Genomic DNA, 11961 nt, shown 5'->3' on the forward strand with positions numbered 1-11961 from the left:
GTTAACCCCGTCTCAACCTTAACGGAGGTTGATGGGCGCCAGCGATGGCAGCCCTCCCCTCCCCCGCGGACGATCCCGCAGCCGAGCACGACCTTTCGTCGTTTCCTGGCGACGCAGCCCTACGGGCCCTGGCGCTCGGGTGGCTCGACAGCCTGGCTCGTGAGCGCCGCATGGCAGGCAACACCTGCGAGGCCTATGCCCACGACCTGCGCGAATTCCTGATCCATCTCGACCGGCGTCTCGGCACGCCGACGATCCCGAGGCTCATCGCGCTGAAGCCGCGCGACGTGCGCGGCTTCATGGCGGCGCGGCGCGCCGACGGCCTCGGTGGCCGCTCGCTGATGCGCGAACTCGCCGGCATCCGCTCCTTCGGCCGCCACCTCGAACGCGAGGGCCATGGCAGCATCGCGGCGCTCGGCGCGGTCCGCTCGCCCAAGGTCGAGCGGCGCCTGCCTCGACCGCTTCCGGTCGAGGCGGCGGTTGCGGCGACGCAATCCGCTAGCCGCCCCGACGACGCGCGCGAACCCTGGGTGCTCGCGCGTGACGCGGCGGTCATCGCTCTGCTCTACGGCTCCGGCCTGCGCATCTCGGAAGCGCTCGGCATCGCGCGCAGGGATGCCCCGACGCCGGGCCAAGACGAGGTCCGCGTGCTCGGAAAGGGCGGCAAGATCCGTTCGGTACCGGTGCTGCCAGCGGTCTCGCAGGCGATCGCGGAGTATCTCGCCGCCTGCCCGCATCCGCTCCCGCCGGAGGGGCCCCTCTTCGTCGGCGTGAAGGGCGGCCCGCTCTCGCCCCGGATCATCCAATACGCGATGGCTTCGCTCCGAGGCGCCCTCGGCCTGCCGGAGAGCGCCACCCCGCACGCCCTGCGCCACTCCTTCGCGACGCATCTGCTGGCGCGGCAGGGTGAACTGCGCGCGATCCAGGAATTGCTCGGCCACGCCTCGCTCTCGACGACGCAGCTCTACACCCGCGTCGACGCGGCACGCCTGATGAGCGCCTTCGACGCCGCGCATCCGCGCGCCGGACGGGCGGCCTGACCGGATGCCCGTAATCGGCAAAATTCCGCAAAGAGGCGGGATCTCTCCTTCGTATTGCCGCGATTGGGTCGCGGTATGTCCCTCCCGGGCCACGCTTTCGGCGCAGCCCAGAACAGTATGGAGCCTGCGATGCCCGTGATCGGAATCTGCGTAGCGATTCTTCCGGTTCTCGCCGTCCTTGCCGTCACCGCCGTGGTGAAGGCGATCCTGCTGCCATTCTCCGCCGTGCGCCTGCTCTACCGCAGCCACGCCGCGCGGGCCTGACACCGACACGACGCCGTCATTCCGGGGTCGCGAAGCAGGGCCCGGAATGACGGGTTGTTGAGCCGCCCGACTACCTCGCGATCGCGGTCTTGCCCGAACTGGCCCGCCGGGTCGCGAGGCTCACGAACAGCGCCACGACGACGTTCAACACGAGCGCCACGGCGCCGATATTCACGTCCTGGATCGCGCCCGGCAGCGCCGGAAACAGGCTCGCCATGGTGTGACCGCCGATGGCCGTCGCCGCCACCGTGCCGACGCCCGCCACGATCCCGGCTGCCGCGCCCTCCTTGGTCAGCGGATTGCGCTCCCAAAGGCTGGTGAGCAGCGCCGGAAAGAGTTGCGTGACGAAAGCGTAGCCCATCAGCAGGAGCTGCACGATGGTCTCGCCGCCATGCAGGGTGAAGCCCACGCAGACCAGCGCCAGGAGCGGTGTCGCCAGCTTGGCGAGCCGGCCGATCGAGGCATCCGTCGCGGAGGGGCGCATCGGCCGGTAGAGGTTGTGCGCCACGAGCGTCGCCCCCGCGATCAGGATCATCGAGCCCGGCACCAGGGCCGTGAACACGCCCGTCGCGCCGATCACGCCGACGAACCAGGGCGGGAAGGCCTCGATCGACAGCCTGAACAGGGCGAGATCGACATCCGGCCCCTTCAGCCCCGGCACCTGCAGCACGGCGGCGAAGCCCACCAGGAACACGAAGAGCAGCATGAGCTGGTAGAGCGGCAGGAAGACCGCGTTGCGCCGGAACACGTTGGCTTCGCGCGCCGTGTAGATCGACCCGAAGATATGCGGGAACATCCAGCCGCCGAGCGCCGTCAACAGCGTCGTCGAGGCGAACCAGCTCGCGCTCTGGCCGCGCTCGGGCAGCGCCAGGAAGCCGGGCTTGGCCTGGTCGATCGCCCGGAACATCGGCTCGATGCCGCCATAGAAGTGGTAGGGCAGGTAGAGCCCGAGGAAGACCACCACCGAGAGGATCAGCACGTCCTTGATGACGGAGTTCCAGGCCGATCCGCGCACGCCGGACGCCATCACGTAGGCCGTCACCGTGGCCGCACCGATCCAGATCGCCACCGTCGGCGGGATCGCGCCGTAGGAGGCGGTAGCGACGATGATGCCGAGCCCCTTGAGCTGCAGCACCATGTAGGGAACGAGCGCCACGAGCCCCACCAGGGCCACCAGCACCCCGAGCCAGGGGCTCTGATACTTCGCGGTATAGAAATCGGGCTGCGAAAACAGCGTGTTCTGCTTGGCGTAGCGCCAGATCGGCGGCAGCAGCCAATAGGAGATCAGGTAGATCAGGCAGAGATAGCAGAGGATGTAGTATGTCGGGCCGCCCTTGCCGTAGGCCCAGCCCGACGCGCCGAGGAAGGTGAAGGTGGTGTAGACCTCGCCCGCCATCAGCAGGAAGACGAGCATCGTCCCGAAGCCGCGCCCGCCCACGGTCCATTGCTCGAGGTTCATGTCGTGGCCCGAGCGGGCCCACAGGCCGAGGCCGAGCGCCACGACGACGGCCAGCGCGATGATCGGCAGCGCGGCGTTCATCATTCGGCCTCCGAGCGGGCCGGATCGCACAGGTAGATCACGCCCATCACCGCCGAGCTCGCGATCACGCAGGCGACGAGCCAGGCCAGCAGAAGCGGCAGGCCGAATATCAGCGGCTCGACCCGGTTGAGCACGAACGGCCCTCCGAGCATGCCGAGGAACGGCAGCAGCACCAGCCATCGGACATGTTTCATGCGTCGGTCAGCCTCGTGAGCGGAAAAGTCCGGCAGATGCCTTGCCTGCCCCGGAGCAAGGCAGGTTTCGCGCCGGACCGAGACTTCTCAAGAACTTGCGTGATGGCAAGCCTTGCCGCCCGCAGGGCGCCCCCTATCATCGCTCTGTCGTCCTCGGCGAACCGGCCACACGGGAGTGAGTCGCATGGCGTTCTTCATCGGGATCGGATGTTCCTGGTTGCTCGTCGCGGTGATGATGCTGTGGGCGCACCGGAGAGCCGAGAATCCGGAGACCGGCCAATGGCGCTCGGAGCCCTCGAACCTGTTCGGCGGCCCCGGTCACGCGCCCACCCCCGAGGATGTGGCTCCGGGCTCCTCGACCAGCTGACGCCCGCATCGACGATCCAGCCGTCGGATCACCGGACGGGTGACGTCGTTTGCGGAGCCCGTCAGACCGCCTCGTAGGCGAACAGGACCGAGATCACCGACAGGCTCACCAAGCCGAGCACGAAGCAGACATCCGCGGCCGCTTCGAGCTTCGTCGAGAGGCGACTCTCGGTCGGCCAGCGCATCGAGAGATAGGACGCGCCGGAGCTGGCCAGGAACAGGAGCGCCGTCAGCGCGGCGTATTCGTCGACATGGCTCGGTCCGACGCGGGCCTCGATGATCTTCACCAGGCCGACGAGGGTCGTGCAGACCCCGATCATCGTCGCGGCACTCGGCAGGATATGCTGCGACAGCCCTCTGCCCGGATTCCGGAGAAGGCGCCGGCGCTCGTCCATCAGAACCGTTGTTCTTGGCGGCCCGGATTGGGCCCGGTGCCGTGATAGGACGCCATGCAGGCATGCCAGATCTGGGATCCGAGATCCCAGAGGCTCAAGCGATTGGGATTGGGCGCCGTGAAGACCTGCGCCCGAGCCTGCTCACGGCAAGCGGCATCCGCCGGCCCCTCGATCGGCGGCTCTCCGGCCAGGACCTGCCCTGTCGAGCAAATGACGAATGCGAGGGCCAGCAGATTCTTGCGCAAAGCGATGTCCCCTCTGTCGGAAGCCGGATGATCTCTTCAGCACCGTGACTCTTGCAGACAGCCGTCGCAATGGATTTTGCGTCGCAGTTCGATGACAGACAACTCAATTGCGCGCTCTGGCCCGGATTGCATCGTTCGATGATGAAACCTACACGGGATTAACAGTAGCAATTTGATCGTATGAGCCATCTCATTTGCTTTCACAGCAGGAAAGCAAAATATTTTGACAACCATAGCCATTTTACAGCAGCGATAACAGTTGCCAAGCCGATAGCTTGCATGATCTCTGGTTTTCGGATGGAGTACCGACTATGAGATTCGTCCTCGCAGCTTGGACAAGCGCCGTTTGTCTGAATGTTATGCTTCCAGCCTCGGCCGAAGCGCTTCCGGTTGTTCCACACCCTGGCTTTGCAACTTCTGTTGAGCAGGTCGCGGGTGGTTGCGGACCCGGCCGCTGGCGCGGACCTTGGGGTCATTGCCGCAGCACGCCTTATGTCGGCCCGCTTCCAGGAGGCTGGTATCAGGTGAGAGGCGGCGGCAATGGCTGTCCTCCGGGATACTGGCGCGGTCCCTGGGGCCATTGCCGCAACACACCCTATCACGGGCGTCTGCCCGGCGGCGGGTGGAAGCCGTGAGCCGACTCGCGGGGCATCGAAGCGGGCGATCAGTGCTCGGTTTGCCCTCGCGCGTCTTGGGCGCGATCCTGCTGCTGATAGGCTTGGCTGCCGACTACCCGGCGGAGGCAAAAGGCACGAGATCCCCGCCTGGGACGCTTCTCGATTCACAACCTCTCCCGAACGCACCGGCAGGCGCGGCCGCCTATCGGGTGCTCTACCGGTCGACCGGCATGCGGGGCGAGCCCATCGCCGTCTCGGGTGCGATCATCGTGCCCGCCGGCCCCATACCGCCCGGCGGCCGGAAGATCGTCGCCTGGGCTCATCCGACGACGGGCGTGGTCGACAAATGCGCGCCCTCGCTGGCCCGCGTTCTCTACCGCTCGATCCAGGGGCTGAACGACATGCTGGAGCGCGGCTACATCGTCGCCGCGACCGACTATCCGGGCCTCGGCACGCCGGGGGTCCACCCCTATCTCGTCGGGGTCAGTGAAGGACGAGCCGTGCTCGACTCGGTGCGGGCCGCGCGCAAACTGGTGGGATCGGGTGGCGCCGCGAACGCCTTCGCGGTCTGGGGACACTCGCAGGGCGGTCACGCCGCGCTGTTCACCGGCCTCCTGGCTCGCAGCTATGCGCCGGACCTCTCGCTCGTCGGCGTCGCAGCCGCGGCTCCGGCGACCGAACTCGCCACGCTGATGATGGCGGATCTCGACACGTCGGGTGGCAAGAACCTCACTGCGATGACGCTCTGGTCCTGGTCGCAGGTCTACGGCGCGCCGATGACGAAGGTCGTGACGCCGGATGCCGTGCCGGTCATCAACCAACTCGCCAACGACTGTATCGAGACGATCTTCGACGTTCTGGAGCGCCGCGGCCCATCCAAAGCCCTCGACCGCAGCTTTCTGACCGTCGACAATTTGGCGCAACGCGAACCGCGGCGCTCGCTCTTGGCTCGCAATACGCCCGGCCCTTTGCCGCCGCGTATTCCGATCTTCCTGGCGCAGGGCAGCATCGATGATCTCGTCCTGCCGCGCGTGACCCTCGATTATCGGGCGAAGCTGTGCCGGGCCGGCAGCCGGGTCGAGTTCGATCTCGTCCCCGGCGTCGGCCACCTCTCGATCGCGAAGGACGCGGCGCCGGCAGCGCTGGATTGGATCGCGGATCGCTTTGCAGGCGAACCCGCGCCGAGCAATTGCGGAGCGGATTGAACGCGGCCCGACGGCGAAACTCTGCTTCGGCGCTCGGACTTACTGCGAAGGACGCGGCCGCACTGTCCAGGTCGACCAGTAGACCGGCCTTCCGAAGAGGCTAGAGCCCTCGCTGCCGTCCGAGCGCGGGGCGAACCGGTCGAGCCAGGTCAGGAAGCCTCCCTTGGTGGGGTAGGAGGCTGGCGTGTCGACGTTGCCGTAGCGGTCGGTCATCCAGAAGAAGCCGTCGCGGCTGTAGCGGCCGCCGCCGTCGCCGCCGGCGCGCAGGGCCAGATAGGCGCGCGAGCGCGCCGCGCTCATCGGCTGTTCGAACAGCGAAAGCGCCTTGAAGGCATCGACCGACAGGCCGGACGTGTAGTGCAGGCAGATGTCGGCGACCGGTCCGCCCGGCGCGTTGGCCGGCCGGAAGCAGGAATAGGCGATGGCCCAGCGCTCCATCCCCTTGGCCTTGCCCACCCGCACCAGCGTATCGGGCGGCAGTGCGTCGATCACGGTCTGCGGCGCCGACCACGCCTTCTCGGCGGTCACGTCCCGGCTTGTGCGGAGATAGAGCCCGAGCCGGCGCCTGGCCGGCGGTTCGCTGCAATCCGAAGGCAGCACGTCGGTGTAGAAGTAGTGGTAGACCTGATCGACCACGCTCACCGAGCCGACGAGCCCCTGCACGTCGAAACCCTCGCCGCTACAGTTTCCGACGATCGGCTTCCCGGCCTCGTCGAGGACAGGGGCCAGCGGCGGCGGCTCGGCCGAGCGGGAGCGGCGCGAGCGCCGGCCCCGTGTCTCGGCCTTCCTTTCGCCGAAGGGGACCCATTCGGTAGCCTCCGTGCCGGCCGAGCGCTGCCGGACGTCGAAGGCTTCGAAATCGAGGGTCCGCGCCTGGATCAGCACGTGACGGCGACGGTCTTCGATCGCCTCGGTCGCGATCATGAAGACGTAGCGATAGTCGTCGCCCGCCCAGTCGCGCCCGGCCACGGTCATCGGATCGCGGGCGCCGATGCCCTCGCGCGCCACGGTCGCGGTCCTGATCTCGGCAGGCTTGGCCTCCTGGCGCCGATGGCCGCGACGATGCCTGCGTCTTGGGGGCGCCTCCGCTTGCGCCGTGCCGCTCCAGAAGCGGTACGCGCTCGGCGGCATCGTGCCGGCGAGCTGTTCCGTCAACCGCCCCGACCGGACAGACGCGCCGATCGTCGGGTCGGTCGCCCTGAGATCCGGCTCGCAGGTCTCCTTGCCGCGCTTGTCCGTTCGGGGCGGTTCGGCTTCGAATACGACTTGAAGCGGCCCGGGCGCGCCACGGCCCTGCAGTCGCACGATCTGGACGCCGGAAGCGAAGCGGCATGCCGGCGGCGCGTAGAGCACGCCTTCCGGCTCGCCACCGGACCGGCAGATGTCGAGCGCTCCTCCAGCCGTCGCGTAGCAGGACGGCGCCGTGCTCTCGGGCTCGGCCTGCGCTGGAACGATCCAGGCGAAAGCGAGCGCAAGCAGGCCGCCGAGACCCAGTAACCGTGCCGAGGTGCTCGGCTTTTTGGAGAAGGCATGCATCGGAGCGGTAGGGCGTTCCAGGACGGTGAAGGCGGATTTCGTACCGCACAGGTTCGAACCCTTCGCCGCCTCCATGGGTTTGGCTGGTCTCGAGCCGCCGAGGCTGGGGAGCGGAGGGCGCATTCCGAACGCCGCGGTTCCGCTTACGGCTCCCACGCACGGCCTGTTTCTTTCCGTCACCCTGTCAGGAGTTTTCATGGACATCGCCGTCGACACCATCACCGAGCTGGTCCTGCGGCTGAAGGCGTTGGAGGTGAAGGAGGGCATCACCGATCCGGATTCGGGCTCGAACCCGATCGACGACGGCGCGACCGACGTCCTCACCTCCGGCACGGACGACGCCACCGAGAGTGAGGTGCGCGGCCTGATCCGCGGCCTGAACGACGACCAGCGCGCCAATCTTCTGGCACTGCTCTATGTCGGCCGTGGCGATTACGACGCACGAGACTGGGACGGAGCCCTGGCCTTCGCCCGCGATCGCCAAGCAGCCGGCGATGGCGCGATCAAGGAACTCCTGCACACCCCCAATGCCGCAGATCTGCTCGAGGAAGGCCTCGACGCGCTCGGCGTGAGCCAGGACATCTCCGAGACCTGAGCCGGTCGGAGCGCTATTCCTTGACCCGGCGGCACTCGGTCTTGAGGTAGGAGGTCTTGCCGACCTCGTCGCGCAGGTCGGTACGAGCGATGATCTCCTGCCAGCCGCTGGTGCAGCCGAGCTCGTTCGCGACACGGACCTTGCGCACCTCGCTCGCCTTGTCGTCGGTGCAGGCATCTTGCGGGACGCCATTGGCGCAGACGAGCACGACAGCGATGAAAACGTTCATGAGCGGTCCTCCGAGCGCGCCGTCTATCATTGCGGGAGGCGCGGGATGCGATACGCGTCAGAGGCGCGTTTGGTTTCCAGGCGCGTCAGCGATGCTCAGCGCGTGATGTCTCCGCGCAATGTCGTGAACACGTCCACGAGATGATCCTGCAGTGGACGCGTCCCATCGCTGGAACTCCACGCATCCGAGGCCAAACGCAATGCACCCACGCAGGCCAGAGCGACGAGCCTGAGCTTGGGAGCAAGGTCCGGTGCCGCCCACTTCTTGGTCAGGGCAGCGAAGATCATGAGCTCTTGCGTCTGGTAGTTGGCCTGTTTGCGGGCAAGCAGAGCCTCGGACGACCGCAACAGGCGGTCGATGGCGCGCGCCTCCTCCGTGCCGAAGCCGGAGACCATTTCCAGCATCGCCTCGCACACCACATCGAAGGGCGCGCGCCCTGGATCGGCCCGAGCGATGGACGCCCGCAAGCTGGCTTCGGTCGTGTCCTGCAGCGAGTTGAGGATCGATTCCTTCGTATTGAAGTAGTGGAAGAACGTGCGCCGAGCAATGTCGGCCTGCTCGGCGATGGCATCGAGCGTCGTTTCCTCGAAGCCCCGCTCCAGGAACAGCCGCATGCCGGCCTCGGCGATGCGCTCGCGGGTCTGCCGGCGCTTGCGTTCCCGCAATCCCTCGCGTGGCTCCGACACAGCGTCATCGATGATCGTCATGGCTCGCTCGTAAGATAATTATGCCCCGCTTGCAATTTTGCACTGAGTGCATAATATTGGCGCCGACGCGGGGGCGACGGATGTTCCGCCGGTTCGGCGCGCCAGAAGCACGACAGCACCCAGGCACGGTTTCGACCGAGGATGCGAGCATTCCCTCGTTCCCGGAACGACGAGCCATGCCCGATTTCGAAAGCAAGGAACCCATGGCCACCACAGGTAAGCCCGTCGCCCTGATCACCGGCGCCTCCTCGGGGATGGGAAAGGACTTTGCTCTTCGCCGTCGTCTACGGTGCGGCCCGGCGCGTCGATCGGATGAGCGAGATCGAGGCGGCCGGCGGTCACGCCCTGGCGATGGACGTCACCGACGACGCGACGATGGTGTCGGCTGTCGGACGGATCATCGGCGAGCAACGCCGCATCGACGTGCTGATCAACAATGCCGGCTATGGGCAGTACGGCGCGCTGGAGGACGTCACCCTCGACGATGCCCGCAAGCAGATGGAGATCAACCTGTTCGGGCTGGGCCGCCTGACCCAGCTTTGCCTGCCGCATATGCGGGCTCGTCAATTCGGTCGGATCTTCAACGTGTCCTCGATCGGCGGCCGGCTCGCGACCCCGCTCGGTGGCTGGTACCACGCCTCCAAGTTCGCCCTCGAAGGCTATTCGGACGCCTTGCGCATGGAGGTTCGCCCCTTCGGCATCGACGTCGTCGTGATCGAGCCGGGCGGCGTCGAAAGCGAATGGAGCGGCATCGCCACGCGGGAGGCCGAGCGGATCTCTGGAAACGGCGCCTATGCCGGTCTGGTCGCCAAGGCGAAGACGTTAATGACCGGCCAGAAGGGAGCATCCCCCAGGGCCATCACCGACCTCATCGTCAAGGGCATCCACGCCCGGACGCCGCGGACGCGGTATCACGGCGGGATGATGGCCGGTACGATGCTGTTCCTGCGCGCTTGGCTGTCCGACCGGATGCTCGACCGCCTGATCATGATGGCGCTCCGCTAGAGCGCTGGCCGGCGCAGGGGATACCGGTTCGGGTCCCCGGCGTCAGATGTCCGCTTTTTCGACCGCACTCTCATCGAGCATCGAGACCACCCGGTCCTTCGCGAGGATCCCGCGCGCCTCGGCTGCGTCCACATGCATGCGCACGACAAGCGCCTCGGCACTCGCGAAGCGCTCCTCGCCCCGGATGAAGCCCACGAACTCCACCGCGACCTCCTGCCCGTACAGATCGCCGGAGAAGTCGAACAGGTAGGTTTCGAGCAGGGGCGCGCCGTCGTCGAAGGTCGGGCGGCGCCCATAGCTCGCCACCCCGTCGTGCAAGGTGCCGTCGGCGAGGCGCATCCGAACCGCGTAGATGCCGTGGGCGAGGCCGCAGGAATCGAGCGCGAGATTGGCGGTGGGGAAGCCGAGGTCGCGCCCGCGTTTCTCGCCGTGGCGGACCTCACCGAGCACGAACCAGCGGTAGCCGAGCAACGCATTGGCCTCGTCCACCGCGCCGGCGCCCAGCGCCGCACGGATCGCGCTCGACGAGATCGGCCGCTCTCCGGGCTGGATCGAGACGGCGGGGACGATGCGGCAGGCGAGCCCGGCCCGGGCGCAGAGTTCGGCGAGGATTGCGGGCGTGCCCGAACGGCCACGCCCGAAGTGAAAATCGTGCCCGATGACGACGCCGGAGAGCCCGAGCCGCGTCTTGAGCAGACCATCGACGAATTCCGCGGGGCCGAGGCCGGCCAGGGAGGCGTCGAAGCGCTGCTCGATCATCCCGTCGAGCCCGAGATGCGCGAAGGCGATCTCCTTCGCCGCCGGGCCGGTCAGGCGGAACATCGGCTGGTCGGGCGCGAAATAGGCGCGCGGGTGCGGCTCGAAGGTCAGCGCTGCGGCGGGATGCGGCGGATCGGTCCGGTGAGCCTCCACGCGGACCGCGTCGAGCAGGGCGCGATGGCCACGATGAACGCCGTCGAAATTGCCGAGTGCGACGACCGCGCCGGTCAACTCGGGCGGCAAGGCGCCCTCCCCGCGAAAGATCGTGAAGCGCGCCGCCCGCTCGGGTAGGCCGTCCGCTGCGGACGGATCGCGCGGGGGGATCTCCTCGCCGGACGACATCGGGGCCTTACAAGTTCTCGATTTCGATGCCGTCCCTGTCGAAAACCGGGAAGCGGGTCAAGCGACCCAGAACCCATGCGGCATCCGCGCAGGATTAACGGCTTCGCAACATCGGCTCGATAAATTGCGACCGATCACGGGGCCGCATAACGGCACCGGCCCCGCCCCCGGAGCAGTCCTTCCATGGCCCTCGACCTCGGCATGCCGATCCTCGTCGTCGACGATTATCAGACGATGGTCCGCATCATCCGCAACCTGCTGAAGCAGCTCGGCTTCGAGGACGTCGACGACGCCTCGGACGGCACCGCGGCGCTCGGCCGGCTCAAGACCCGCAAGTACGGGCTCGTGATCTCCGACTGGAACATGGAACCCATGACCGGCTACGAATTGCTGCGTCATGTTCGCGCTGACGAGGGCCTGCGCACCACGCCGTTCATCATGGTCACGGCCGAGTCCAAGACCGAGAACGTCATCGCCGCCAAGAAGGCCGGCGTGAACAACTACATCGTCAAGCCGTTCAACGCGGCCACCCTGAAGAGCAAGATCGAAGCCGTTTGCGGCGCCTGATCGGCCTTCTGCAGCCTCATCTTCCGTCGCCGATACGGCCAAGCTGCCTTGATCGCGACAATCGGGCCGCGAATATGGCTCCGACCACTCCACCAGAGAGCGGCGGAGCCATAAGCGCTCGAGGGGCTGACCATGGCACATGTCGATACGATACCGGCCGCGCCCGGCGACGTCCTCGCACAGGGACGCCTTCAGCATTCCATAGCGACGACCCTGCTGGTCATCGCCGCCGCCCGCGCCGAGCGTCAGGCGGCTCCGATCCACGCCGCGCGCCAGCGCCTGGCCGAGGTCTACGGCGCGACACGCCTGCGCCGCCGTCTCGAACGCGAGACCGCGGCGGGCTGACGGGACGGGC

The 11961-nt window shown here is 67.4% G+C and carries 16 protein-coding genes; 9 read left to right on the forward strand and 7 right to left on the reverse strand.

From position 1 onward, the window contains the following. The first annotated feature begins 44 nt into the window (after positions 1-44). Positions 45-1040, forward strand: coding sequence for a tyrosine recombinase XerC (locus HCU64_RS11535; protein WP_233384027.1), 996 nt, complete (start codon positions 45-47; stop codon positions 1038-1040). 129 nt (positions 1041-1169) lie between these two features. Beyond that, complete coding sequence (locus HCU64_RS25250; RefSeq protein ID WP_267922292.1) at positions 1170-1304, forward strand: hypothetical protein; 135 nt, start codon at positions 1170-1172, stop codon at positions 1302-1304. Positions 1305-1374: 70 nt separating this feature from the next. On the opposite strand, the gene HCU64_RS11540 is transcribed toward HCU64_RS25250, so the two are convergent. Further along, a complete protein-coding gene (locus HCU64_RS11540) occupies positions 1375-2844 on the reverse strand; it encodes a sodium:solute symporter family protein (RefSeq protein WP_233384282.1) in 1470 nt (489 codons plus the stop codon). Then, complete coding sequence (locus HCU64_RS11545; protein ID WP_233384028.1) at positions 2844-3038, reverse strand: DUF3311 domain-containing protein; 195 nt, start codon at positions 3036-3038, stop codon at positions 2844-2846. Before HCU64_RS11545 ends, HCU64_RS11540 begins: the two co-directional genes overlap by 1 nt. 184 nt (positions 3039-3222) lie before the next feature. Here HCU64_RS11545 and HCU64_RS11550 point away from each other — a divergent pair, with 184 nt between their 5' ends. After that, positions 3223-3405: a hypothetical protein gene (locus tag HCU64_RS11550; protein ID WP_233384029.1), complete on the forward strand. Its 183-nt coding sequence runs from the start codon at positions 3223-3225 to the stop codon at positions 3403-3405. A 61-nt stretch (positions 3406-3466) separates the two neighbouring features. Here the strand turns inward: HCU64_RS11550 and HCU64_RS11555 are convergent, their stop codons facing one another. After that, complete coding sequence (locus HCU64_RS11555; RefSeq protein ID WP_233384030.1) at positions 3467-3799, reverse strand: hypothetical protein; 333 nt, start codon at positions 3797-3799, stop codon at positions 3467-3469. 556 nt (positions 3800-4355) lie between these two features. Here HCU64_RS11555 and HCU64_RS25610 point away from each other — a divergent pair. After that, positions 4356-4679 carry a GCG_CRPN prefix-to-repeats domain-containing protein gene (locus HCU64_RS25610; RefSeq protein ID WP_442785945.1) on the forward strand — a complete coding sequence of 108 codons (324 nt, stop codon included), beginning with the start codon at positions 4356-4358 and terminating at the stop codon, positions 4677-4679. A gap of 41 nt (positions 4680-4720) precedes the next feature. Further along, a complete protein-coding gene (locus HCU64_RS11560; RefSeq protein WP_233384031.1) occupies positions 4721-5866 on the forward strand; it encodes a lipase family protein in 1146 nt (381 codons plus the stop codon). 39 nt (positions 5867-5905) lie between these two features. Here HCU64_RS11560 and HCU64_RS11565 read toward each other — a convergent pair whose 3' ends face one another. After that, complete coding sequence (locus HCU64_RS11565) at positions 5906-7525, reverse strand: hypothetical protein (protein WP_233384032.1); 1620 nt, start codon at positions 7523-7525, stop codon at positions 5906-5908. A 73-nt stretch (positions 7526-7598) separates the two neighbouring features. Here HCU64_RS11565 and HCU64_RS11570 point away from each other — a divergent pair, with 73 nt between their 5' ends. Beyond that, complete coding sequence (locus HCU64_RS11570; RefSeq protein WP_233384033.1) at positions 7599-7997, forward strand: DUF3775 domain-containing protein; 399 nt, start codon at positions 7599-7601, stop codon at positions 7995-7997. 13 nt (positions 7998-8010) lie between these two features. Here the strand turns inward: HCU64_RS11570 and HCU64_RS11575 are convergent, their stop codons facing one another. Then, on the reverse strand, positions 8011-8226 hold the full coding sequence (locus HCU64_RS11575) for a hypothetical protein (protein ID WP_233384034.1): 216 nt from the start codon (positions 8224-8226) through the stop codon (positions 8011-8013). A 95-nt stretch (positions 8227-8321) separates the two neighbouring features. Then, positions 8322-8933 (reverse strand): TetR family transcriptional regulator, encoded by a 612-nt coding sequence (locus tag HCU64_RS11580; protein ID WP_233384035.1) that lies wholly within the window; start codon positions 8931-8933, stop codon positions 8322-8324. A gap of 267 nt (positions 8934-9200) precedes the next feature. On the opposite strand from HCU64_RS11580, the gene HCU64_RS11585 reads away from it, so the two are divergent. Continuing rightward, positions 9201-9938 (forward strand): oxidoreductase, encoded by a 738-nt coding sequence (locus HCU64_RS11585; RefSeq protein ID WP_325169966.1) that lies wholly within the window; start codon positions 9201-9203, stop codon positions 9936-9938. Positions 9939-9980: 42 nt separating this feature from the next. Here HCU64_RS11585 and HCU64_RS11590 read toward each other — a convergent pair whose 3' ends face one another. Further along, complete coding sequence (locus HCU64_RS11590; protein ID WP_233384036.1) at positions 9981-11039, reverse strand: bifunctional riboflavin kinase/FAD synthetase; 1059 nt, start codon at positions 11037-11039, stop codon at positions 9981-9983. 183 nt (positions 11040-11222) lie between these two features. Between HCU64_RS11590 and HCU64_RS11595 the strand changes: the two genes are divergently transcribed. Both HCU64_RS11595 and HCU64_RS11600 read left to right on the forward strand, forming a co-directional pair. Next, entirely contained in the window at positions 11223-11606 is a 384-nt protein-coding gene (locus tag HCU64_RS11595) for a response regulator (protein WP_147044648.1), read from the forward strand. A gap of 132 nt (positions 11607-11738) precedes the next feature. Further along, entirely contained in the window at positions 11739-11951 is a 213-nt protein-coding gene (locus tag HCU64_RS11600; RefSeq protein WP_233384037.1) for a hypothetical protein, read from the forward strand. Positions 11952-11961 lie beyond the last annotated feature (10 nt).

The organism is Methylobacterium sp. C25 (assembly GCF_021352225.1).
In the GTDB taxonomy this organism is placed as follows: Bacteria; Pseudomonadota; Alphaproteobacteria; order Rhizobiales; family Beijerinckiaceae; genus Methylobacterium.